Raw genomic sequence first — 23,113 nt, forward strand, 5'->3', positions numbered from 1 at the left:
GCCCGTCTTTCGCCGATGTGGAAACCGCGATTGCGTTCTGATCCCCGATTGTTCAGATATTAGCGAAGCCTCGAAGATTAAGAAAGGGGCGCCGCTTGGGGGTATACGCGCGCCTCCCGGCAGCGCGTAGGTCATTGTTTCAGATGCAGAATGTGCCGTCGATCACAGTTACCGAGCAGCCGCCGATCCAGATCGGCGCGCCGTCCTCCTGGTCGCTGTATGCGATGCTCACGCGGCCATCCCGCCCGAGCGCGGTGCCCTGTCGCACGCTGTATGACACGCCGGGCCGCTTTCCTTGTTGGGTCAGAAGCGTCGCGAGCGCCGCGTTCGCGCTGCCCGTCACCGGATCTTCGATGTTTTCCGCGCCCAGCAGAATCACGCGCAGTTCGAAGGTCGCGGGTCCATCGGCGTCGTGCGGCCCGTACACGGCGATGCCGTGCGTGCCCACTTCCGCGACGAGCGGCTGCAACGATTCACGCGCGCGGCCGTCCAGCGACAGCGCGAGACATTGCGCCGCGTCCTTCACGCGCACGACGAGCCACGGCGCGCCGTTGTCGACCGCGGCGGGTGGCGCGCTGAAATCGATTACCGCGGGCGAGAGCGCATCGGCGAGGCGCTCGTTCTGAGCGGCGCTGAGCGGCGCGATGGTCGCGGGGGGTGCAGCGAACGCCCACTCGCCGTTGTCGCGCTCGGCGAGCATGACGAGCCCGACGCCGCATTCCTGCACGAGCCTGCCGGGTGTCTTCGGCGTGTAGCCGCTGTCGATGAGCGCGTGCGCGCTGCCGAGCGTCGGATGCCCGGCGAAGGGCAGTTCGACCGCCGTCGTGAAAATGCGCACGCGATAGTCGGCGCGCGGATCGGTCGGCGGCATCAAAAACGCCGTCTCGGACAGATTGGTCCAGCGCGCGATTTCCTGCATGCGTTGCGCAGAAAGGCCTTCGGCGTCGAAGATCACGGCGAGCGGATTGCCCTTGAAGGGAACCGGCGAGAATACGTCGACCTGCTTGAACTGGACGGTGCGTGAGGACATGAATGTTGTCGGTTCGGTCGGTTCATAAAAAAACCCGACGGCCTGAGCGCGTCGGGTTTCGCTAACGGGCGACGGGAGACGCCTTCATGCGACTTCCGCGATCAACTCGATCTCGACGCACGCGCCGAGCGGAATCTGCGCCACGCCGAACGCCGAGCGCGCATGCTTGCCCGCATCGCCGAAGACTTCTGCAATGAGTTCCGACGCGCCGTTCGTGACGATGTGCTGCTCGGTGAAGTCGAACGTCGAATTCACGAGGCTCATCACCTTGACGATGCGCTTCACCTTGTTCAGATCGCCGACGTGCGCGTGCAGGGTCGCGATCAGGTCGATGGCGACGCTGCGCGCCGCGGCCTTGCCTTCTTCTGTCGTGATGTTGTCGCCGAGCTTGCCGGCATGCACCTTGCCGTCCTTCTTCGCGATGTGCCCGGAGAGATACACGGTGTTGCCGCTCTGCGCGCTCATCACATAGGCGGCGGCGGGTGCGCCCGCCGCGGGCAGTTCGATGCCGAGTTCCTTCAGCTTGTCGTACACGTTGGATGCCATCGGTTGCTCCTTGTAACTGGAAACTGGATGAAAAGGGCGCGGTCGCGCCCGGAGAGTCAGACGCTCGCGCGAATCAGCGCGCCGAGCCTTGCCACGCCTTCGTCGATCGTCGCGGGGGGAACCGTCACGAACGAGAGACGCAGCGTATTGTGCTGGGCCTCGTTCGCGAAGAACGGGCCGCCCGGCACGAAGGCCACATTCTGCGCGATCGCCTGCTCGAGCAGCTTCATCGAGTCGATATGCTGCGGCAGCTTCACCCACACGAACATGCCGCCTTCCGGCCGGTTCCATTCGACGCCGGCGGGCATGTGGCGTTCCAGCGCGCGGAGCATCGCCTCGCACTGGTCGCGATAGAGCGCGCGGATGGTCGGCACGTGCTGATCGAGGAAGCCGTCCTTGACCACTTCGTAGACGATGCGCTGCGTGAGGCTCGGCGTGTGCAGATCGGTCGCCTGCTTCGCCTGCACCAGTTTGAAGTGCAATTCCTCGGGCGCGATGATGTAGCCCACGCGCAGGCCCGGCGCCAGCACTTTCGAGAACGAGCCGAGATGCACGACATGCTCGGGCGCCATCGAGAGGAGCGTCGGCAGCGGGGCGCCGGCGTAGTCGAGCGCGCCGTAGGGATCATCCTCGATCACCGGGAACGACGCACGCTGCGCGAACGCGGCGAGCGCGCGGCGGCGCTCGAGCGGCAGGCGGCGGCCCGTCGGGTTCTGGAAGTTCGGCTGCGCGTAGAGCAGGCGCGCGTTGGCGGTGAGCGCGGCGTCGAGCGTTTCGGGGATCAGGCCGGATTCGTCGGTCGGCACCTGCACGTAATGCGGCTCGAAGAGCGAAAACGACTGCAGCGCGCCGAGATACGTCGGCGTTTCGACGAGCACGCGGCTGCCCGGATCGACGAGCGTCTTGCCGAGCAGATCGAGCGCTTGCTGCGAGCCGGTCGTGATGAGCACCTGCGTCGGGCGGACATGCGCGCCGTTCACCGAATAGCGCGCCGCGACCCATTCGCGCAACGGCATGTAGCCTTCGGTCGCGCTGTACTGGAGCGCGGCGGCGGGCTGATCGCGCAGGATGCGTTCCGAGGCGTGGCGCATTTCCTCGACGGGAAACGTCGCGGGCGAGGGCAGGCCGCCCGCGAATGAAATGACTTCCGGCCGCTCCGTGACCTTCAGGATTTCGCGAATCGCCGAACTGGTGAGCTTGCGTGCGCGTTCGGAGAGTTGCCACGGCGTGGCGCGGAGATCGGCTTGGTTCATGAAGGGCCTCGACTGTCTCGGGAATAATGTCTCTCGCGGCGTGGGCCGCGAATCGTTGAATCTGGGCTTAAGAACGGCAATCCGCAATTATCGCGCGAGTGCGTCATCTTGCGTGCGTCGTGCCCGCCGCGACGACCGCCGCTTGCGGCGCGGGACGCACGGCTGTCCTGCGGCCGAGCACGACGGTCACGATGACGGCGGCCGCATACAGCCAGGTCGACGTGCTCACGTGCTCGCCGAAGAAGAGCGCGGAAAACGCCATCGTGAAGAAGATCTGCAGCAGTTGCACTTGCCCGACGCGCGCGATGCCGCCCATCGCGAGTCCTGCGTACCACGCGAAGAAGCCGATGAATTGCGAGAACAGCGTGACATAGCCGAACGCGAGCCACGTCTTGAGCGCGAGCGGTTCGGGATGCGCCGCATGGCTTCCGAACAACTGCGCCCACGCGAGCCAGCCGACCGGCAGCAACAGGAACGGTGCGCAGAGCACGAGCGCCCAGCAGATCACCTGCCAGCCGCCCATCTGACGCGCGAGCCGCGCGCCTTCCGCGTAACCGAGCGCGCCGATGCCGACCGCGACGAGCATCAGCAGATCGCCGACCTGCAGGCCGCCCCCGCCCGCCTGCAACGCGAACGCGACGACGATCGCGCTGCCCGCCACCGCGCTCGCCCAGAACGCCTTCGACGGCCGCTCGTGCGAGAGCCAAGCGGCATAGATGGCGACGCACAGCGGTTGCAGGCCGTTCACGACCGCGCCGTGCGAGGCGGGCACGGTCTTCATGGCCCATGCCGAAAAAACCGGAAACGCGATGATCACGCCGAGCGCGACCACGGCGAGGCTCTTGACCTGCGGCCAGGACGGCAGCTTTTCCCGCCGCCACACGAGCAGCGCGGCGGCCGGAATCGCCGCGACGAGCGCGCGCCCAAGCCCGTTCAGCAGCGGATGCACCTCCGCGACGACGATGCGTGTCATCGGCAGCGTCAGGCTGAAAATGACGACGCCGATCAGGCCGAGCAGCATGCCTTCGGTTTCGCGGGTTTTCATCGTGCGGTGTCTCCTCGTTTGTCGGATGCGCGTTCAGTCGAGTTGCGGTGGTGCTTCCGGTTCGTCCGGCGTATCTGTCTTCCTTGCGCGCCGGCGCTTCGACGCCTGCCGCGCGGCTTCCTCGCGGGCCTGCGCCTGTTCCGCCGATTCACCCAGCGTGAGCGTCGATCCGTCCGGCAGATCGAACTGCGCAACGAGCGCCGGCGCGCCCGTCGTCGGCTCGACGTACATCAAATGCGCCGCGCCGAGCCACGCAAGCTGCTCCGACACCGCTTGCGCCTGTGGATGGAAGCCCGTCAGCGTTCGCAGCGCGATGCCCGTTTCAGCAAGTGCGTCGCTCGGATGGCGCGGCGTGTCCCACTGGATCAGCGACGGCAGCACGCCGTCCCCCGCGCCGTGCCACGCCGGAAACGCGCCGTCGTCGGGCACCGTCAGGCCCCACGTATTGCCGGCGCGCGACATGGCCGCGACGGGCGGGATGCGCCCGGGATACTGCTCACGCCAGCGCACCAGCGACTTCGGACGATCGACGCGCGCGACCCAGTGCACGAGTTGCGGGCCGTGGTCCGCGAGACGACGCTGCATCGCGGGGTCGTCAAGCGCGAAAAGGCGTGGCCTTGGCGATTCGACGCTCGCCGCCGATGGATCGATCGCGATCACTTCCAGATACGCGCCGCCCCACAGATTCAGCAGCCGGTTGTGCGTGCGCATCAGCGGGTGCGCGCCGCCGGCCGCCGTCTCGACGCCGAATGTGGCGGTGACGAACTGCGCGCCTTCTTCCAGCGTGCGTGCGGCGATCACCAGGTGATCGAGTTTGAGTCGATGATCGGTCATGACGGGCAGTGCGATGAACAGGGGCCGACAGCATAACGCTTTACTTCTCGCGCGCCGGACCGCCGAAAGCAAAATGTAGCCGCTATCACCGTAACAGTAACGGTACAATCGGCCCAAGACTATTCGGTACAGTTCTTTCCCGGCTCACAGCCGCGCTTGCCGTTCAACGGAGGCTCGCATGTCCGTTCCGCTCGACCAGATTCCCGCCCCGCACGACGCCGCGCAACTCACGCTCGTCGACCAGCTGGTGCAATGGGGCCGCCGCCGCATTGACGAGCGCGTGTTCCGGCCCGGCATGCGCATGCCGTCGATCCGCAAGCTCGCGCTCGACAAGGGCGTGTCGCGTTTCACGGTCGTCGAGGCCTACGAGCGGCTCGTCGCCCACGGCTATCTCGACTCGCGGCGGGGGTCGGGCTTCTACGTGCGAGAGCGCGTCGCGCCCACGCTCGTCGCGAAAGGCGAGGCGCCGGCCGCCGCGGCGGAGCGCGAGCCGGTGCAAAACACCATCGACGTGGTCTGGCTGCTGCGCAACATGCTGCACACGTCGAGCCCGGAGAAAGGGCCGGGCCTCGGCTATTTGCCGGGACGCTGGCTCGATGGCGAACTGATCACCAACGCGCTTCGCTCGCTCTCGCGCCAGAGCGGCGCGCAGATGCTCGGCTTCGGCACGCCGCAAGGTTTTCTGCCGCTGCGCCAGCAGTTGCAGACGCGGCTCGAAGAGCTGGAGATCGGCGCATCGGCGGCGCGGCAGATCGTGCTCGTGTCGGGGATCACGCAGGCGATCGACCTCATCTCGCGTCTGTATGTGAAGCCCGGCGATGCGGTGATCGTCGGCGATCCGGCGTGGTTCCAGATGTTCGGGCGCTTCGCGTCGCAGGGCGCGCGGCTCGTCGGCATGCCGTACACGCCCGAGGGCCCCGATCTCGACGCGCTGGAAACGCTCGTCGCGACCTGGCGGCCGAAGATGCTGATCATCAATTCCGTTTTGCAGAATCCGACCGGCACGTCGCTCACGGCGGCGCAGGCGTTCCGGATTCTTCAGCTCGCGCAGGAATACGATTTCATCGTCGTCGAGGACGATGTGTACGGCGATCTGTGCCCGGCGGGCTTTCCCGCGACGCGCCTCGCATCCCTCGATCAGCTGAAACGCGTGATCTTCCTCGGCAGTTTCTCGAAGACGCTCGCGGCCAATCTGCGCGTCGGCTATATCGCGGCGGCGCCGGAGGTGGCGAAGGCGCTCGCCGATCAGAAGATGCTCGTCGGCATGACGAGCCCGGAAATCAACGAACGCGTGGTCTACAAGGTGCTGACCGAAGGGCACTACCGGCGCCACGTCGAACGGCTGCGCGCGCGGCTCGACGGCGTGCGCGACACGACCGCGCACATGCTGGAAAAGACCGGTTTGAAGCTCTTCGCGACGCCCGCGGCGGGCATGTTCCTGTGGGCGGACGCGGGTGTCGATTCCGATGGCCTGGCGGCGGCGGGTCACGAAGCGGGCTTTCTGCTGACGCCCGGCAGCCTGTTCTCGCCCCACCAGTCGCCGACGACGTGGATGCGCTTCAACATCGCCAATTGCGGCGACCCGGCGCTGCCCGGTCTCTTGTCGAGCTGTCTGGAGAAGGCCGCGCGACGCAGCGCCTAGCGGCCGCGTCCGGGCAGATTGCGGCGCTCTGCGGGCGCGCGGATGAAGTCCGCGAGCACGGTTTCATAGAGCGCGAGCGCGCCGGGTATATGCCGGTAGCGATGCTCGTATAACCGGTTTTGCCCGTCGCAGAACTTCAGCGCGAAATAATCCGCGAGCAGGTTGCCTTGCGCTTCCATGTTGTAATCGCAGAGTCGCTTGCCGTCGGCGAGCGTGTACGCATACGTCAAGCCGATGCGGATCGCGCCGCGCAGCCGCACCGGATAACCGAGCTGAAACTGCCAGACGTGCGTCATCTCGTGAATGAACCACATGCGATCCGCGAGGTCGCAGGCGGAGAAGTCGTCCTGAAAACAGCCGCGCGGGAAATAGAGGTTGCCGTTGGGCGCCATGGCCGTGCGGTGCGGTTGCAGGCCGAACGGAAGATAGCCGCATGCGTAGACCTTGACCGTCGCGTAGTCGATCGCATCGCCGAACACCACCCGCGCCATCTGCGCCTCGTGGCGTGAAAGAGGCCGGGCGTGGCGGTCGTGACGGCGCAGGAAGGACATCGCGGTGACGGAGTGATCGGTCGTTCGGGAAACGCATCTTATCCGGACTCGCCGCTCTTGAAAAATGCCGGGCCGCCCTTATATCCGGCGAATTGACCGCGCGGCGAGTGCGCGCGGCCGACTTCATCGCACTAACGAAATCAACACAGAGGACCCGACCATGGCGCAAGAAACCATGAGCTTTCAGGCAGAAGTAAAGCAGCTTCTGCACCTGATGATCCATTCGCTCTACAGCAACAAGGAAATTTTCCTGCGCGAGCTGATTTCCAACGCATCCGATGCTGCCGACAAGCTGCGCTTCGAAGCCATCGAGAACAGCGCGCTCTACGAAAACGATCCGGACCTGCGCATCCGCGTGTCGTTCGACAAGGCCGCGCGCACCATCACCATCGATGACAACGGCATCGGCATGAGCCGCGAGGAAGCGATTTCCCATCTCGGCACGATCGCGCGCTCGGGCACCAAGGAGTTCTTTTCGAAGCTCTCCGGCGACCAGCAGAAGGACGCGGCGCTCATCGGCCAGTTCGGCGTCGGCTTCTATTCGGGCTTCATCGTCGCGGACAATATCACCGTCGAGACGCGCCGCGCCGGCTTGCCGGCGAACGAGGGCGTGCGCTGGACGAGCGCGGGCGAAGGCGATTTCGAAGTCGAGGACATCGAGCGCGCGCAACGCGGCACGACCATCACGCTGCATCTGCGCGCCGACGAGGACGAGTTGCTGTCGTCGCACCGGCTCAAGTCGATCATCCAGAGGTACTCGGATCACGTCGCGCTGCCCATTCTGATGAAGAAGGAAGAGTGGGATGCCGAGAAAGGCGAGATGGTCACGAAGGACGAGGACGAGACGGTCAACCAGGCGAGCGCGCTCTGGACGCGTCCGAAGAACGACATCAGCGACGATCAGTACAAACAGTTCTATCAGCACATCTCGCACGATCACGACGATCCGCTCGCGTGGACGCACAACCGCGTCGAAGGCCGCAGCGAGTACACGCAACTGCTGTACGTGCCCAAGCACGCGCCGTTCGATCTGTGGAACCGCGAGCATCGCGGCGGGCTGAAGCTCTACGTGAAGCGCGTGTTCATCATGGACGATGCCGAGCAACTGCTGCCCGCGTATCTGCGCTTTGTGAAGGGTGTGGTCGATTCGGCCGATCTGCCGCTCAACGTGTCGCGCGAAATCCTGCAGGAAAGCCGGGACGTGAAGGCGATTCGCGAAGGCGTGACCAAGCGCGTGCTGTCGATGCTCGAGGAGATCGCGTCGTCCTCCGCCGAAGCGACCGAAGAAGCGGACAAGCAGAAGTACGCGACCTTCTGGAACGAGTTCGGGCAGGTGCTGAAGGAAGGCATCGGCGAGGATTTCAGCAATCGCGAGCGCATCGCGAAGCTGGTGCGATTCGCATCGACGCATAACGATAGCGACGCGCAGAACGTGTCGCTCGCCGATTACGTCGCGCGCATGAAGCCCGAGCAGACGAAGATCTACTACGTCACCGCCGATAGCTGGCAAGCCGCGAAGAACAGCCCGCATCTCGAAGTGTTCCGCAAGAAGGGCGTCGAGGTCCTGCTGCTGACGGATCGCGTCGACGAGTGGATGCTGTCGTTCCTCAATGAGTTCGATGGCAAGCCGCTCGCGAGCGTGGCGCGCGGCGACCTCGATCTCGGCGCGCTCGACGACGAGGAAAAGCAGCAGCAGGAGAAGGTCGGCGAGGAAATGAAGCCGCTCGTCGAGAAGATGAAGGAAGCGCTCGAAGGCAAGGCGAAGGACGTGCGTCTCACGTTCCGCCTCACCGATTCGCCGAGTTGTCTCGTCGCCGATGAAGGCGACATGAGCGGCTATCTGCAGCGCATGCTCAAGGCAGCGGGGCAGAAAGCGCCGCAAGCGGAGCCCATTCTCGAAGTGAATCCCGAGCATCCGCTGGTGAAGGCGTTGAATGCGGACAGCGCCAATTTCGTCGACTGGTGCCATCTGCTCTTCGATCAGGCGTTGCTTGCAGAAGGCGGCGCGCTCGAGGATCCGGCGAGCTTCGTCAAGCGCACGAATGCGCTGCTGCTCGCGCGATAAGTTTGCTCGAACGCTGTCGATGACCGCGCCGCCGGGAAACCGGCGGCGCGTTTCTTATTTGGGCTTGCGTTCCTTGCCGGATTGCGCAAGAACTGAGGCCGCCAGCGTCTTGGTTTCTACCGAGTACTTGTTGCTGTGAAGCACTTCGCTCGCCTTGTGTTCCATCGCGGCGCCCGTTTGCCTTTTGGTGTGTGACTGCGACAAGGCTGACGCGGCGAGGCTTTTCTTGACGGTCGATGCCTTCGGGTCATGCAGCGTCTCCGCCGCGAGATGCGCAACTTTCTTCGATGTCTGTTTCTTGTTTTCCGACATTCGCTGTCCTCTCAATGATTTGTCAATGTTCGCTCGGGGCGCGCGGCCGGCCGTCACGCGCGCATGAGCGGACACTGAGTTTCGTTCTGTCGGCACGTCGGCTCCATACGAATCGTCCGAAGCGGTGGACGATCCTATAATTGCCGGCATGCTCACGCCCAACGATCCCATCGATGCGCACTGGCGCATCATCCCGCTTTCATCGCTTACCGACGCACAAAAGGACTGGCTCACACGCGGCGGTTCGCTCACCGCGCATCTGCGCACGCTTGGCGCGGTGACGGTCGAAGTCACGCGCGAAGCCGTCGACATGCCCTGGCAGGATGAAGTGCGCGCGCTCGGGCTAACGCCGCGCACGCCGGTGTGGGTGCGCGAAGTCGCGCTGAAAGTCGATGGCGCGCCGTTCGTCGTCGCGCACAGCGTGGTGCCTCTATCGCACAGCACGGGCGTATGGCAATCGATGCGCCGCCTGCGCACGCGGCCACTCGCCGAACTGCTGTATAGCGATAGCAGCGTGTCGCGTTCGGCGCTGGCGAGCCGAAGAATCACCGCGCGGCATCCGCTTCATCGACTCGCATCGGCGCAATCGAATGAACGGGCGCATTCGCTCGTCGCGCGCCGTTCGGTGTTCAAACGTCACGACGCGCCGCTGATGGTCACCGAATGCATGCTCGATGCGCTCTGGAGCAAGCTCGCCACCATGCACGGCCCGCATAGGCGCGAACATGCCCGCTCTTATGATCACCTGAGCTCGCATGCGAAGCGCGTCGCGCACGGCGAGGCAAAATGAAGCTTGCAGGCTTTGCGCCCATCGGCGATGAAGGCACGCACACGCTCATACTCGGCAGTTTTCCGGGCGTCGCATCGCTCGCGGCGACGCAGTACTACGCGCATCCGCGCAATCAATTCTGGCGGCTGGTCGGCGCAGCGATCGGCGAGGACTTGCACGCACTCGCCTATGACGATCGTCTCGCGCGTCTCGTCGCGCAGGGCATCGGTTTATGGGACGTGCTCGCCGCATGCGAGCGCGAAGGCAGCCTAGACGCGGCGATCCGCAACGCATCGCCCAATGATTTCGCGGTGTTTCACACGCGTTTTCCGGCGTTGCGCAAGGTGTGCTTCAACGGCAAGACCTCGGGCAAATTCGCGCCCGTGCTGAGCGCCGCCGGCTACGCGACGCTCGTGCTGCCGTCGTCGAGCGCGGCCAATGCTATCCTCTCGTTCGATCAAAAATTGCGCATCTGGCGCGACATTCTCTCCACACAATGACGAATCTCATCAAACGTGCGTCGGCAGAAGCGCGCGCGTTCGGCCGTAAAAAAGACGACAACAAATCGAAGCGCAGGCGCGCCGACGACGATCGCGACGATCTCGCGAACGCGCCGCGCATCGAGGCGCCCCGCAAGCCGCGCTTCGCCCCCGTGACCTTCTCGGAAGAGGGCGGCGTGCGCTACCTGCACTTCGGCACCGAATGGGTGCAAGGCGCGATGCGCCTGAAGAAGCCGGATCACATCGAACTCGAATACGCGCAGCAGATGATGGCGTGGCTGCTCTTCGTCGGGACGCCCGAGCGCATCGTGCAACTCGGGCTCGGCGCCGCGGCGCTCACGAAGTTCTGCTATCGCTTTCTGAAGCCGGCGAACGTGGAAGCCGTCGAACTGAATCCCGCGGTCGTCATCGCCGCGCGCGCGATGTTCGAGCTGCCCTACGACGACGCGCGCCTCACCGTCACCGAACGCGACGCCTGGGAGTTCGTCAACGATCGCGGGAATCACGGCACGATCGGCGCGTTGCAGATCGATCTGTACGACGCCACCGCGCGCGGCCCCGTGCTCGACAGCGTCTCGTTCTATCGCGCTTGCCGCGCGTGTCTCACGCCGGAAGCGGGCGTCGTCACGATCAATCTGTTCGGCGATCATCCGAGCTTCGTGCGCAACATGCGTCATCTGAACGAGGCGTTCGATCATCGCGTGATCGCGCTGCCCGAAGTGCATGACGGCAATCGCGTCGCGATCGCGTTCGCCGGTCCCGCACTCGACGTTTCGTTCGACGCGCTCGACGCGCGCGCGAAGCTCATCGAGGCGCAGCTCGGCTTGCCTGCGCGCAAGTGGGTGAAGGGTCTCGCGCAAAGCGCAGGCGTCGCCACGAGCGGCTCATTCTCGATCTGATTGACGCAGCGCAAGCAGCGGGGGCCGGAACGAGGGTTTCGGCCTATTTACAAAAAGCTTTCGAATCAGCGGAATAGTCGGGAATCCCCCTGCTTGACCGTGTTTTAAGGGTCCATATACTCCCTCTGTTATTTCGGGGCGCTTTCAGCGGCGTGTCTACCCGACAACCGGCATCCCGCCGGGCTCGCAATAACGACGCGAAACAAAACAAGAGGAGACCGTTCATGGCTCACGAAGCTACGACCGGCACTGGACAACCGCGCAACAAGCATTGGCTTTGGCTTCTGATCCTTCCGTGGATCGGTGTGGTATGGGTGCCGTTTTACAACAAGATCGAGCCCGTTCTTTGGGGCTTTCCGTACTTCTACTGGTATCAGCTCTTGTGGGTGCTGATCAGCGCGGTCATCACCGCCGTCGTCTATAAGAAGACGAAGGCGCTGCCCTCGGGACGAAAGAACGGAGGTGCGCGATGATGAACGCCACCGCAACCTTCGTCTTCGTTCTCTTCTTCGTCGGCGTCACGATTCTCGGCTTCATCGCCGCGCACTGGCGTAAGGGCGATCTCGCCCAGCTCGACGAATGGGGCCTCGGCGGGCGCCGTTTCGGCACCATCGTCACGTGGTTCCTGCTCGGCGGCGATCTGTACACCGCCTATACGTTCGTCGCGGTGCCGGCGCTCGTGTTCGGCGCGGGCGCGACGGGCTTCTTCGCGTTGCCGTACACCATCCTCATCTATCCGTTCGCGTTCGTCGTGTTTCCGAAGCTCTGGAGCATCGCGAAGCGTCACGGCTATGTGACCGCCGCCGACTTCGTGCACGCGCGCTACAACAGCCGCATGCTCGCGCTCGCCGTCGCGGTGACGGGCATCGTCGCGACGATGCCGTACATCGCGCTGCAGCTCGTCGGCATCGAAGTGGTGATCGGCGCGCTCGGGTTCTCGACGCAAGGCTTCGTCGGCGATCTGCCGCTCATCATCGCGTTCGCCATTCTCGCTGCGTACACGTACACGTCGGGCCTGCGCGCGCCCGCGATGATCGCGGTGGTGAAGGACGTGCTGATCTACATCACGATCATCGCCGCGATGATCGTGATTCCGGCGCAGCTCGGCGGCTTCGGCCATATATTCAGCGTCGTGCCGCCCGAGAAGCTGCTCCTGAAAGCGCCCGATGCCGCGAGCCTGAACGGCTACAGCGCGTACGCGACGCTCGCGGTCGGCTCCGCGCTCGCGCTCTTCCTGTACCCGCACTCGGTGACGGCGATTCTCTCGTCGAACTCCGGCAACACGATCCGCCGCAACATGTCGCTGCTGCCGGCATACTCGCTCGTGCTCGGCCTGCTCGCGCTGCTCGGCTACATGGCGCTGGCATCGGGCGTGAAGGACATGCCCGAGTACGCGTCGTACTTCAAGGCATATGGCGCGAACTTCGCGGTGCCGGCGCTTTTCCTGCACTACTTCCCGTCGTGGTTCGTGGGCGTTGCGTTCGCGGCGATCGGCATTGGCGCGCTGGTTCCGGCGGCGATCATGTCGATCGCGGCGGCGAACCTCTACACGCGCAATGTGCATCGCGAGTTCGTCAATACGTCGATGACGCCGGAGCAGGAAACGAACGTCGCGAAGCTCGTGTCGCTGATCGTGAAGATCGGCGCGGTGGTCTTCATTCTCGCGCTGCCGCTGACCTACGCGATCCAGTTGCAACTGCTCGGCGGCATCTGGATCATCCAGACGCTGCCCGCGCTCGTGCTCGGCCTCTATACGCGGGTGCTCGATCATCGCGGCTTGCTGCTCGGCTGGGCGGTGGGCATCGGCGTCGGCACGTGGATGGCCGTGTCGCTGCAACTGAAGGGCTCGATCTACCCGCTGCATCTGTTCGGCTATGTCGTGCCGGGCTACGCGGCGGTGTGGGCGCTGATCGCGAATCTGATCGTCTCGATCGTCGTGAGCCTGCTCGTGCGCGTGCTGGGCCTCAAGCGCTCGGACGACCGCACGCGTCCGGAAGACTATCTGGATATCGTGGAAGGCTGATTCCGACCGATCGCGCACGCGCACGTGCCCGGCGCGGCGCGCGAAAAGCTGGTAAAACGCCCGTAACAGCCATCCGGCCGTTACGGGCGTTTCGTTTTCCGGCAGCCTTTGTTCGACGGGCGTGCGTGTTCATCGAGGTGAGCGAACCATGCTTTCTCCGACATCGACGTCACTCAGGCGCAGCCGTCTCGCGCGCCTGCTTCATTCGATTACGTCGCCGTACTTCCGCTACCGGCACGCGAACGTGATTCATGCGGTACGCGTCGCGCTCGCGATGGCGGTGTCGATCGCGGTCACGACGGGTATCGACATGCCGCACGGCGTATGGGCGTCGGTATCGGTGCTCGTCGTGATCGGCGGGTTGCAGCACTACGGCAACATCCGCAAGAAGGCGGGCGAGCGCGCAATGGGCACGGCGCTCGGCGCGTTCTTCGGACTCGTGCTCATCCTCGCGCAGATGCTCACCGGCTCCGTGATGGTGTTCTTCGTGCTGATGTGCGTGATCGCGGGCGGCTGCGCCTACTATGCGATCGGCAAGGCGGGCTACGTCGCGCTGCTCACGGCAATCACCATGGTCATCGTGTCCGGCCACGGCGACCTGCCGCTTTCCACCGGATTGTGGCGCACGGCCAACGTGATGATCGGCGTCGTCATCGCGCTCGGCTTTTCCTTCGTCCTGCCGCAATACGCGACATATTCCTGGCGATACCGGCTCGCGGACAATCTGCGCGAGTGCGCAAGGCTCTACGGCGCCTTGCTCGACGGTACGCCGCTTCTCGCGGAGGAAACCGCGCGGCGCTTCTACGCGATGAGCCAGCGGCTTGTGCAATCGCGCGGGCTGATGGAGTCGGTCGCGAAGGAAACCGATGTGCCGATGACCCGGCTCGAAGAGATCCAGCGGCTGCACCGCTCGATTCTCGCGGCGCTGGAAATGCTGGTCATGTCGATGCCCGAAGTCGCGAGCGCCACGCCTAGCCGCTTCGCGATCGCGTGCTCGCCGGGCGAGTACGCGGTGCGCCAGCAGCTTCTGCAGATGGCTCGCGCGTTGCGCTTCGGGCGCGTGGGATTGTTGTACCGCGCAGTGGATGCGCCGGGCGTGCCGCCATGCCCGGACGACGACGGAAACGCGACGACGCAGGGCATGCACTGGCTCGCGATGCGTTTCGTGGAGCAGGTGGATCGCCTGCGGCTGCGTCTGTCGGAAATCGAGCGGCAGTGGAATATCGAAGGCGCGCGAGCGCTCAATCCATGAATTGATGACGCGATGAAGCGATGACCACTCAGGCCGTCCGTGCTTCGCCTTCGTGCACCACATTGATGAGCCACGGCACGCCGAAACGATCCGTGAGCATGCCGAAGCCTTGCGTCCAGAACGTGGATTGCCACGGCGTCAGGATGTTGCCGCCCTCGGCGAGCATGTTGAAAATGCGCTCGCCGGATTGCGCGTCCTCCGCGGCGATCGACAGCGTGAAGCCCGAGTAGTCCTTGCGCGGCTGACCGTAGCGGCCGTCCGAGACCATGATCGCGTTCGGGCCCACGCAAAACACCGCGTGCATGATCTTGTCCTGCCAGTCGGGCGGTGCGTTGCCGCCGTCCGGTGCGTCACGGAAGCGGACCAGCGTGGCGATCTGCGCGCCGAATGCTGCCTGATAGAGTTCGAGCGCCGCAGCGCAATCGCCGTTATAGAAGAGATAGGTGTCCAGTTGCATGACCGGTGACTCCGTGCATATGAAGCGGACATGCCGCCAAAGCTCGAAAGTCTATTGCAACGGGGTCCCACGTTGACTCGGAAACCGTCAAATTACGTCAATAGGCAGCGAAATAGAAAAAACCGCACGTCGCACCAATCTTCCGGCGCGACGTGCGGTTACTTCATGCATGCGTCATTGAAGCGCGGTGATCAGCTTCTCGAGCTTGATCGCATCGGCGGCGAATGCGCGGATGCCTTCCGCGAGCTTTTCGGTTGCCATTGCGTCGTCGTTGACGAGGAAGCGGAAGGTCGGCTCGTCGACGGCAATCTTCTCCACGTTCTCGTTCCTGACCGCTTCCGGCGAGAGCTTGCGCTCGACGCGGTCGTTGCTGTCGGCGAGTTTCTTCAGGAGGTCCGGGCTGATCGTCAGCAGGTCGCAGCCGGCGAGCTCGGTGATCTGGTTCACCGTGCGGAAGCTCGCGCCCATGACCTCGGTCTTGTAGCCGAACTTCTTGTAGTACGAGTAGATGCGCCGCACCGACTGCACGCCCGGATCGTTCGCGCCGCCGTTCTTCACTTCGTCCCATTCCGCGCCGGCGGACTTCTTGTACCAGTCGTAGATACGGCCGACGAACGGCGAAATCAGTTGCGCGCCCGCTTCGGCGCACGCGACCGCCTGCGCGAGCGAAAAGAGCAGCGTCATGTTGCAGTGGATGCCTTCCTTCTGCAGCACCTCGGCCGCACGGATGCCTTCCCACGTCGACGCGAGCTTGATGAGCACGCGATCGCGGCCGATGCCCGCGTTCTCGTACAGCTTGATGATGTCGTGCGCCTTGTCGATCGACGCTTTCGTATCGAACGAGAGGCGTGCGTCGACTTCGGTGGACACGCGGCCCGGAATGATCTTGAGAATCTCGGTGCCGAACGCCACGAGCAGATTGTCGATGATCTGCGGCATCGGCTTCTTCGCGTGCTCCTTGACGGTCTTTTCGAGCAGCGGCTTGTAATCGTCCTTCTGGACGGCCTTCAGGATCAGCGACGGATTCGTGGTCGCGTCCTGCGGCTTGAACTGAATGAATTGCTGAAAGTCGCCCGTGTCGGCGACGACGGTCGTGTACTGCTTGAGCTGGTCGAGAGCGGATGTCATGTGGAGTCTCAGACGCGTTGCGCCTTGTCAAATTGCGGTAACCAACCCGCGGATTGCCCATGATTGCGACGCCGTGCGGCGACTTCTTCGCGCGGCGCGCCCCTGAATGTCATTCTCCCATTCTAGTCCCGAGCGTGGCGAGCGCGCTGATACCGTGTGCGCCGGTTTTCGACCGGGCGCGAGACTGCGCGTTCAAACGCCTTTCAGTCGGCCGCGTAGGCGAGCTCGTGCCACCGCCGCACCGTGCCCGAGCCGAGCTGACCCCGTGCGAAGCGCATCTTGCGGACTTCGTCGAGCGCGTGGGCGTCCTTCGCCGGATCGCCGCAACTCAGTTTTAGGACGACGTCCTGGACGTGCCCGGCGTCGTCGAGCAGCACGCGCACGATTGTCTTGCGTTTCTGGGTGGCGCCGGGCGGCGTGGAGCGCGCCAGCAGTTTGTCGATCAAGGCCATGACGGAAATACGAATGTATTGCGGAGAACCGGCCGGAAATCGGGGCCGATTCCGTCATTGTAGGCCGCGTCAGGATCGTCTGGCATTGAGCACGAAATGTGTCAAAACGCCCGCGATCAATCCCCAGAATGCGGAGCCGATCGACAATAGCGAGAGGCCCGATGCCGTCACCATGAACGTGACGAGCGCGGGCTCGCGCTGACGCGCGTCCTGCATCGCGTTGGTGAGACCGCTCATGATCGAGCCGAAGAGCGCGAGCGCGGCCACGGACACGACCAGTTCCTTCGGAAATGCCGCGAACAGGGCGGCGATCGTCGCGCCGAACGTGCCCGCGATCAGATAGAAGATGCCGCACCAGACCGCCGCCGTGTAGCGTTTGTCGCGCTCCTCGTGCGCCTCGCGGCCGGTGCAGATCGCGGCGGTGATGGCCGCGAGATTGACGCCGTGCGAGCCGAACGGCGCGAGAACGAGCGACGCGATGCCGGTCGTCGAGATGAGCGGGGCGGAGGGCGTCGTGTAGCCGTCGGCGCGCAGGACGGCGATGCCCGGCACGTTCTGCGACGCCATTGCGACGACGAAAAGCGGAATGCCGATGCTGATCGCCGCGGCGAGCGAGAACGCGGGCATCGTGAAAACCGGATGCGCGAGCGCGACGTGAAAGTGCGTGAAGTCGAGCAGCCCGAGCCCGCCTGCGATCGCGATGCCTGCGATGAGCGTGGCGGGAATCGCGTAACGCGGCACGAAGCGCTTGGCCGTGAGATACGTGAAGAACATCGCGATGACGAGCGCGGTCCGGTGCCCGGCGGCGCGAAAGATCTCGATGCCGATCTCGAAGAGAATGCCCGCGAGCAAGGCGGCGGCAATGCCCGACGGAATGCGCTTCATCAGCGTGTCGAACCAGCCGGTGAGACCGACCGCGCTCATAAGCACCGCGCAGACGATGAACGCGCCGATCGCATCGGCATACGCGACGTTCGGCAGCGACGACACGAGGAGCGCCGCGCCCGGTGTGGACCACGCGACGACGATCGGCGCGCGATAGCGCAGCGACAGCCCGATGGTGCAGACCGCCATGCCCATCGAGAGCGCCCAGATCCACGACGAAATCTGCGCGTTGCTGAGATGCGCGGCCTGGCCCGCCTGGAACATCAGCACGAGCGAACTGGTGTAGCCGGTCATCATTGCGACGAAGCCGGCGACGATGGTCGAGAGGGACGAGTCAAAGAAGGGACGCAGCGCGACGGGCGCCGTGGGAGAGGCTTTCATGCTGGTTCTATCGGTTTTATTTCGACAACGCGCGCATGGCGGTTTCGAGGCCCGCCATGGTGAGCGGGTACATGCGATTGCCGAGGACATTGCGGATCGCCGAAATCGACTGGCGGTATTCCCATAGCCGCTCGGGCTCGGGATTGAGCCACGCGTGATGCGGAAACTGATCGGCGAGCCGGCGCAACCACACCGCGCCCGCTTCGGCATTGTTGTATTCGACGGAGCCGCCAGGCTGCAGCACTTCGTAGGGACTCATGGTCGCGTCGCCGACGAAGATCAGCTTGTAGTCGGGCGTGAACTTGTGCAGCACGTCGAAGGTCGGCGTGCGTTCGGTGTGACGTCGCCGATTGTGCTTCCACAGATAGTCGTACACGCAGTTGTGGAAGTAGTAGAACTCGAGATGCTTGAACTCCGCCTTCGCCGCCGAAAAGAGTTCTTCGACGCGCTTGATGTGATCGTCCATCGAGCCGCCGACATCGAGCAGCATCAGCACTTTCACGTTGTTGTGACGCTCTGGAACCATCTTGAGGTCGAGCCAGCCCGCGTTGGCGGCGGTGCTGCGGATGGTGTCGGGCAGATCGAGCTCTTCGGCCGCGCCTTCGCGTGCGAAGCGCCGCAAGCGACGCAGCGCGACCTTGATATTGCGCGTGCCGATTTCGACCTGATCGTCGTAGTCCTTGTACGCGCGCTCGTCCCACACCTTCACGGCGGTTCGATTCCCCGACGATTCCCCGCCGATACGAATGCCTTCCGGGTTATAGCCGCCGTGCCCGAAGGGCGACGTGCCGCCCGTGCCGATCCACTTGTTGCCGCCTTCGTGGCGCTCCTTCTGCTCGTCCATCAGCTCTTTCAGACGCTCCATGAGCTTGTCGAGGCCGCCGAGCGCCTCGATGCGCTTCTTTTCCTCCGCGGTGAATTCGCGGTCGAGGCGCTTCTTGAGCCAGTCGAGCGGAATGTCGAAGGCTTCGTCGGGAAGCTGCGTCACGCCGTGGAAGTACGTGCCGAACGCGCGATCGAACTTGTCGAAGTACTTCTCGTCCTTCACGAGCGTCATGCGTGAGAGGAAGTAGAACTCGTCGAGCGACGGCGAAATCACCTGCGCCTTCAGCGCTTCGAGCAAAGTCAGATATTCCTTCACCGAGACGGGCAGCTTCGCGTCGCGCAGCGAGTAGAAAAAGTCGATCAGCATGGCGCGCTCTCCATCGTGACGGGTTTCAGCGGTCGAGGCGGTAGGTCAGATTGGCGCGCACCGCCGGCCACTCCGACTGGATGATCGAGAACACGACGGTATCGCGCAGCACGCCATCGCGGCCGATCTGATGATTGCGCAGGATGCCGTCCTGCTTTGCGCCGAGCCGCGCGATCGCGGCGCGCGACGCGTGGTTCATGAAATGCGTGCGGAACTCCACCGCGATGGCATCGAGCTTCTCGAACGCGTGCGTCAGCAGCAGCAACTTGGCTTCGGTGTTGAGCGCCGTCTTCTGCACGCGTCGTGCGTACCACGTATGGCCGATCTCCAGCCGCCGATTCGCTTCGTCGACATTGAAGTACCGCGTCGAACCGACGACATCGCCCGTCTTCGCATCGATCACCGCAAACGCAAGCGCGCCGAGGCGCTCGCGCATGTCGAGCGCGGTGTCGATGTAAACGCGCGTCTTGTCGGGAGAGGGCACGAACGTGTACCAGAGCTTCCACAATTCGCCGTCGCTCGCGGCGGCCGTGAGCGCCTGTTCATGACCGGCCGTGAGCGGCACGAGCCTGACATGCTCGCCTTCCAGTGTGACGGGTTCGATCCAGCGGCTCATTTCTTTAGCGATGGTTGCGGTTCATGAAGAGCAGACGCTCGAACAGCGCGACGTCCTGTTCGTTCTTCAGAAGCGCGCCGTGCAGCGGCGGGACGATCTGCTTCTGATCGGACGAGCGCAGGGCTTCGGGCGGAATGTCTTCGGCGAGAAGCAGCTTGAGCCAGTCGAGCAGTTCGGATGTCGACGGCTTTTTCTTGAGTCCCGACACGCCGCGCAGCTCGAAAAAGCTCTGCATCGCGGCGGCGAGCAGATCCTGCTTGATGTTCGGGAAGTGCACCTCGACGATCGCCTTCATCGTCTCGGCATCCGGGAACCGGATGTAATGGAAGAAGCAGCGGCGCAGGAACGCGTCCGGCAGTTCCTTCTCGTTGTTCGACGTGATGATGACGAGCGGCCGGTGCTTCGCTTTCACGAGCTCGCGGGTCTCGTACACGTAGAACTCCATGCGGTCGAGCTCGCGCAACAAATCGTTCGGAAATTCGATGTCCGCCTTGTCGATTTCGTCGATGAGCAGCACGCTCTGCTGGTCCGAGTCGAACGCCTGCCACAGCACGCCCTTGACGATGTAGTTGCGGATGTCCTTCACGCGCTCGTCGCCGAGTTGCGAATCGCGCAGGCGCGAGACCGCGTCGTATTCGTAGAGGCCTTGCTGCGCCTTGGTCGTCGACTTGATGTGCCATTGCAGGAGCGGCATGCCGAGCGCGCCCGCGACTTCTTCCGCGAGCATGGTTTTGCCGGTGCCGGGTTCGCCCTTGATGAGCAGCGGCCGTTGCAACGTCATCGCGGCGTTCACCGCGAGCTTGAGATCGTCGGTTGCGACGTATTGCGATGAGCCTTCGAAACGCATGACGAAGATCCGGTCAGGAAAAAAATCCCAGTATAAGTCAGAAGACCTTTCGGCATTGAGGGGCGCCGGGTATCGTTTGAGCCGCTCCATCGGCGGGTTGCCGCAGCGTGCCAAACGCGTGTGCAGCGTGCGCGCAAGCGGGTTCATCGCGTGTACAGGGACGAATTGTCGCAGGCCACGTGACTGCTTTTCAGCCGATTCCCCTTGCCAGCAGGGCTTCGGCGCGGTTCGCGTGTGGACGGGGGGTAGGTCGCGCGGTACAATTAGCGCGATTTTTTTGGCCTGCGTGGCGACAGACCCTGTAGCAGCAAACAGTCCCGAGAAGGTTGTAAGCGCTCGGCGCGGGCCGCGGCCTTTGGAGCGCCGGATTTCCCCTCAAGCCAGGTTAGAAGAGCTATGAACAATTTCGTCGGCAAATGTGCCGTGATTGCAGCGCTGTCCGGTCTCGCCGGCTTCGCGACCCAGGCGTCGGCCGACGTCGTCGGCAACGCGAAGGCCGCAGAGGGCAAGGTCGCGATGTGCATCGGCTGCCACGGCATCCCCGGCTATCGCACCGCGTACCCCGAAGTCTACGAAGTGCCGATGCTGGGCGGCCAGAACGCGCAGTACATCGCCAATGCACTGCACGCCTACAAGAAGGGCGACCGTCATTTCGACACGATGCGCGCCATCGCGACGACGCTGTCGGATCAGGACATCGCCGATATCGCCGCGTACTATGCCGCGCAGACTCCCCAATCGAAGAACAATCCCGACAAGTGATCCGCGCGTGACACGGCAAAGCGATAACGGGAAGGAGAATCCATGAAGCCCTCCAAGGCACTTCACACCAGCTTCAAGGCAGCATGCGCGGCAGCGGCGCTCATCGGCATGACGGTCGGCGCGGCGCACGCGGCCGATGTGAGCAACGGCAAGGCGCTGTCCGACAGCCACAACTGCGCGGCCTGCCACGGCCCCGGTCTCAACAAGCCGGTGAGCGGCGAGTATCCGCGGCTCGCAGGCCAGCATGCGAGCTATATCTACTGGGCGCTGCGCCAGTATCAGATCGGCGGCAACAACCCGAACTTCGGCCGCAACAACGCCATCATGGCGGCGCAGGTGCAGAGCCTGTCGCAGAGCGATCTGAAGGATCTCGCGGCGTATATCGAATCGCTCGACGGCAGTCTCGTGCTGAAGAAGTAAGCGCGCGGCTTCGAGGTCTCGTCAGCAGACAGCACCCCGCTTTGCAAGCGGGGTGTTTTCATTTGGCGGCGGTGTTTTCGCGTGCTCAGTCGCGCGAAGCACGACGCTCGATCAGCGCCAGGTAGGCGTCCGTATCCGGCGGCGTGCCCGAGCGCTGCGCTTCCCAGATCACCTGTCCGAGGCAATCCATGATCGCGTGCTGCGCGTCATGCGGCGAGCCCAGGCGCGCGACCAGCTTGTCGTGCGCGCGGCGGATGCCCGGCGGCTGATCGATCGACAATTGCTCGCTGATCGCAAGATGCATCGACAGATGCAGAAACGGATTGGTCTGGCCGCGATCGGGCGAGTAATCGGCCTCGCGAGAATCGGGATTCACGAGCGCGTCGTGATATTCGGGATGCTCGCCGATCCAGTCGGCGGCCATGCTTTCGAGCGGCGTCAAAATCTCGCCGGCGCGTTCCTTGCGCCAGGTTTCGGTGAAGAACTGGCGAACTTCGTCGCGGCTGGGGTTGAACATAACGTATTGATTCGATTGCGGGTTTCCGAACTCGCTATTGTAGACCGCGGCGCACCCGGTCCGCCAAAACCGGCTCATTCGACCGGCGCAGGCGTCTTCGGCCGATATTCGCAGAGCGGCTCGATCGCGCAATGCCAGCACTCGGGAACGCGCGCCTTGCACACGTAACGGCCGTGCAGGATCAGCCAGTGATGCGCGTCGTGCAGAAACTCTTTCGGCGTGAACTTCTCGAGCGCGGTCTCGACCGCGCGCACGTCCTTGCCCGGCGCGAGCCCCGTGCGATTCGCGACGCGGAAGATGTGCGTATCGACGGCGATCGTCGGCTGCCCGAACGCCGTGTTCAGGATGACGTTCGCCGTCTTGCGTCCGACGCCCGGCAGCGCTTCGAGCGCCTCGCGATTGTCGGGCACCTCACCACCGTATTGATCGATGAGAATGCGGCACGTCGCGATCACGTTCTTCGCCTTCGTGCGGTAAAGCCCGATCGTGCGAATGTATTCCGATACGCCTTCTTCGCCGAGCGCGAGCGCCGCCGCCGGCGTATTGGCCACAGGAAACATCTTGCGCATCGCCTTGTTGACGGAGACGTCGGTCGCTTGCGCGGACAGCATCACGGCGATCAGCAGTTCGAACGGCGTCGTGTATTCGAGCTCCGTCGTCGGATGCGGATTCAGGCTTTGCAGCGTCTCGTAGATGGCGCGGCGCTTCGTGGCGTTCATGATTCGATGTCCGTTC

General features: G+C 64.0%; 26 protein-coding genes. 10 read left to right on the forward strand and 16 right to left on the reverse strand.

Annotated elements, in window-relative coordinates:
* Positions 1-139 precede the first annotated feature (139 nt).
* From NCR38_RS04100 to NCR38_RS04120, 5 genes are all read right to left on the reverse strand, one after another.
* Positions 140-1,030, reverse strand: coding sequence for a PhzF family phenazine biosynthesis protein (locus NCR38_RS04100; RefSeq protein ID WP_250476465.1), 891 nt, complete (start codon positions 1,028-1,030; stop codon positions 140-142).
* Positions 1,031-1,114: 84 nt separating this feature from the next.
* Positions 1,115-1,576: a RidA family protein gene (locus NCR38_RS04105; protein ID WP_250476466.1), complete on the reverse strand. Its 462-nt coding sequence runs from the start codon at positions 1,574-1,576 to the stop codon at positions 1,115-1,117.
* Positions 1,577-1,632: 56 nt separating this feature from the next.
* Positions 1,633-2,829 (reverse strand): PLP-dependent aminotransferase family protein, encoded by a 1,197-nt coding sequence (locus NCR38_RS04110; protein ID WP_250476467.1) that lies wholly within the window; start codon positions 2,827-2,829, stop codon positions 1,633-1,635.
* A 103-nt stretch (positions 2,830-2,932) separates the two neighbouring features.
* Positions 2,933-3,874: a DMT family transporter gene (locus tag NCR38_RS04115; RefSeq protein ID WP_250476468.1), complete on the reverse strand. Its 942-nt coding sequence runs from the start codon at positions 3,872-3,874 to the stop codon at positions 2,933-2,935.
* A 33-nt stretch (positions 3,875-3,907) separates the two neighbouring features.
* The gene (locus tag NCR38_RS04120; RefSeq protein ID WP_250476469.1) at positions 3,908-4,708 is read right to left on the reverse strand and encodes a VOC family protein; all 801 of its coding nucleotides are present in this window, start codon (positions 4,706-4,708) and stop codon (positions 3,908-3,910) included.
* A gap of 178 nt (positions 4,709-4,886) precedes the next feature.
* Between NCR38_RS04120 and NCR38_RS04125 the strand changes: the two genes are divergently transcribed.
* Complete coding sequence (locus NCR38_RS04125) at positions 4,887-6,350, forward strand: PLP-dependent aminotransferase family protein (protein WP_250476470.1); 1,464 nt, start codon at positions 4,887-4,889, stop codon at positions 6,348-6,350.
* Here NCR38_RS04125 and NCR38_RS04130 read toward each other — a convergent pair.
* Positions 6,347-6,841: a Rhs element Vgr protein gene (locus NCR38_RS04130; protein WP_250476471.1), complete on the reverse strand. Its 495-nt coding sequence runs from the start codon at positions 6,839-6,841 to the stop codon at positions 6,347-6,349. The two genes, NCR38_RS04125 and NCR38_RS04130, sit on opposite strands and share 4 nt — an antisense overlap.
* Positions 6,842-7,061: 220 nt before the next feature.
* On the opposite strand from NCR38_RS04130, the gene htpG reads away from it, so the two are divergent.
* Entirely contained in the window at positions 7,062-8,966 is a 1,905-nt protein-coding gene (gene htpG / locus NCR38_RS04135) for a molecular chaperone HtpG (RefSeq protein WP_250476472.1), read from the forward strand.
* Between the two features lie 54 nt (positions 8,967-9,020).
* Here htpG and NCR38_RS04140 read toward each other — a convergent pair whose 3' ends face one another.
* Positions 9,021-9,434, reverse strand: coding sequence for a hypothetical protein (locus NCR38_RS04140; protein WP_250476473.1), 414 nt, complete (start codon positions 9,432-9,434; stop codon positions 9,021-9,023).
* Here NCR38_RS04140 and NCR38_RS04145 point away from each other — a divergent pair.
* The 6 genes from NCR38_RS04145 to NCR38_RS04170 all read left to right on the forward strand — a co-directional run bounded on the left by NCR38_RS04145 (position 9,427) and on the right by NCR38_RS04170 (position 14,721).
* A complete protein-coding gene (locus NCR38_RS04145; RefSeq protein WP_061120573.1) occupies positions 9,427-10,068 on the forward strand; it encodes a chorismate lyase in 642 nt (213 codons plus the stop codon). The genes NCR38_RS04140 and NCR38_RS04145 overlap by 8 nt on opposite strands.
* Positions 10,065-10,547: a DNA-deoxyinosine glycosylase gene (locus tag NCR38_RS04150; protein WP_250476474.1), complete on the forward strand. Its 483-nt coding sequence runs from the start codon at positions 10,065-10,067 to the stop codon at positions 10,545-10,547. Before NCR38_RS04145 ends, NCR38_RS04150 begins: the two co-directional genes overlap by 4 nt.
* Positions 10,544-11,446: a hypothetical protein gene (locus NCR38_RS04155; RefSeq protein ID WP_061120571.1), complete on the forward strand. Its 903-nt coding sequence runs from the start codon at positions 10,544-10,546 to the stop codon at positions 11,444-11,446. Before NCR38_RS04150 ends, NCR38_RS04155 begins: the two co-directional genes overlap by 4 nt.
* Before the next feature lie 224 nt (positions 11,447-11,670).
* Positions 11,671-11,919 (forward strand): DUF3311 domain-containing protein, encoded by a 249-nt coding sequence (locus NCR38_RS04160; protein ID WP_008350708.1) that lies wholly within the window; start codon positions 11,671-11,673, stop codon positions 11,917-11,919.
* Positions 11,919-13,469, forward strand: a complete 1,551-nt coding sequence (mctP, locus tag NCR38_RS04165) for a monocarboxylate uptake permease MctP (protein ID WP_061120638.1) — start codon at positions 11,919-11,921, stop codon at positions 13,467-13,469. The genes NCR38_RS04160 and mctP overlap by 1 nt, the downstream gene beginning before the upstream one ends.
* Positions 13,470-13,617: 148 nt before the next feature.
* Complete coding sequence (locus tag NCR38_RS04170) at positions 13,618-14,721, forward strand: FUSC family protein (RefSeq protein ID WP_086961432.1); 1,104 nt, start codon at positions 13,618-13,620, stop codon at positions 14,719-14,721.
* Positions 14,722-14,749: 28 nt separating this feature from the next.
* On the opposite strand, the gene NCR38_RS04175 is transcribed toward NCR38_RS04170, so the two are convergent.
* From NCR38_RS04175 to NCR38_RS04205, 7 genes are all read right to left on the reverse strand, one after another.
* Complete coding sequence (locus NCR38_RS04175) at positions 14,750-15,178, reverse strand: VOC family protein (RefSeq protein ID WP_061120570.1); 429 nt, start codon at positions 15,176-15,178, stop codon at positions 14,750-14,752.
* Positions 15,179-15,352: 174 nt separating this feature from the next.
* A complete protein-coding gene (gene tal / locus NCR38_RS04180; RefSeq protein WP_061120569.1) occupies positions 15,353-16,306 on the reverse strand; it encodes a transaldolase in 954 nt (317 codons plus the stop codon).
* Between the two features lie 203 nt (positions 16,307-16,509).
* Positions 16,510-16,758 carry a hypothetical protein gene (locus NCR38_RS04185; RefSeq protein WP_061120568.1) on the reverse strand — a complete coding sequence of 83 codons (249 nt, stop codon included), beginning with the start codon at positions 16,756-16,758 and terminating at the stop codon, positions 16,510-16,512.
* A 69-nt stretch (positions 16,759-16,827) separates the two neighbouring features.
* The gene (locus NCR38_RS04190; RefSeq protein WP_061120567.1) at positions 16,828-18,024 is read right to left on the reverse strand and encodes a benzoate/H(+) symporter BenE family transporter; all 1,197 of its coding nucleotides are present in this window, start codon (positions 18,022-18,024) and stop codon (positions 16,828-16,830) included.
* A gap of 16 nt (positions 18,025-18,040) precedes the next feature.
* Positions 18,041-19,216 (reverse strand): VWA domain-containing protein, encoded by a 1,176-nt coding sequence (locus NCR38_RS04195; RefSeq protein WP_250476475.1) that lies wholly within the window; start codon positions 19,214-19,216, stop codon positions 18,041-18,043.
* 25 nt (positions 19,217-19,241) lie between these two features.
* Positions 19,242-19,832, reverse strand: coding sequence for a GNAT family N-acetyltransferase (locus NCR38_RS04200; RefSeq protein WP_250476476.1), 591 nt, complete (start codon positions 19,830-19,832; stop codon positions 19,242-19,244).
* Positions 19,833-19,836: 4 nt separating this feature from the next.
* Positions 19,837-20,679, reverse strand: a complete 843-nt coding sequence (locus tag NCR38_RS04205; protein WP_061121775.1) for a MoxR family ATPase — start codon at positions 20,677-20,679, stop codon at positions 19,837-19,839.
* 396 nt (positions 20,680-21,075) lie between these two features.
* Here NCR38_RS04205 and NCR38_RS04210 point away from each other — a divergent pair, with 396 nt between their 5' ends.
* The gene (locus NCR38_RS04210; RefSeq protein WP_061121774.1) at positions 21,076-21,441 is read left to right on the forward strand and encodes a c-type cytochrome; all 366 of its coding nucleotides are present in this window, start codon (positions 21,076-21,078) and stop codon (positions 21,439-21,441) included.
* A 42-nt stretch (positions 21,442-21,483) separates the two neighbouring features.
* Entirely contained in the window at positions 21,484-21,861 is a 378-nt protein-coding gene (locus NCR38_RS04215) for a c-type cytochrome (protein WP_061121773.1), read from the forward strand.
* An 85-nt stretch (positions 21,862-21,946) separates the two neighbouring features.
* On the opposite strand, the gene NCR38_RS04220 is transcribed toward NCR38_RS04215, so the two are convergent.
* Both NCR38_RS04220 and nth read right to left on the reverse strand, forming a co-directional pair.
* A complete protein-coding gene (locus tag NCR38_RS04220; protein ID WP_250476477.1) occupies positions 21,947-22,378 on the reverse strand; it encodes a DUF1841 family protein in 432 nt (143 codons plus the stop codon).
* Between the two features lie 74 nt (positions 22,379-22,452).
* Positions 22,453-23,097 carry an endonuclease III gene (nth, locus tag NCR38_RS04225; protein WP_250476478.1) on the reverse strand — a complete coding sequence of 215 codons (645 nt, stop codon included), beginning with the start codon at positions 23,095-23,097 and terminating at the stop codon, positions 22,453-22,455.
* Positions 23,098-23,113: the final 16 nt, after the last annotated feature.

It is taken from the genome of Caballeronia sp. INML1 (genome assembly GCF_023631085.1).
Lineage (GTDB): Bacteria > Pseudomonadota > Gammaproteobacteria > Burkholderiales > Burkholderiaceae > Caballeronia > Caballeronia turbans.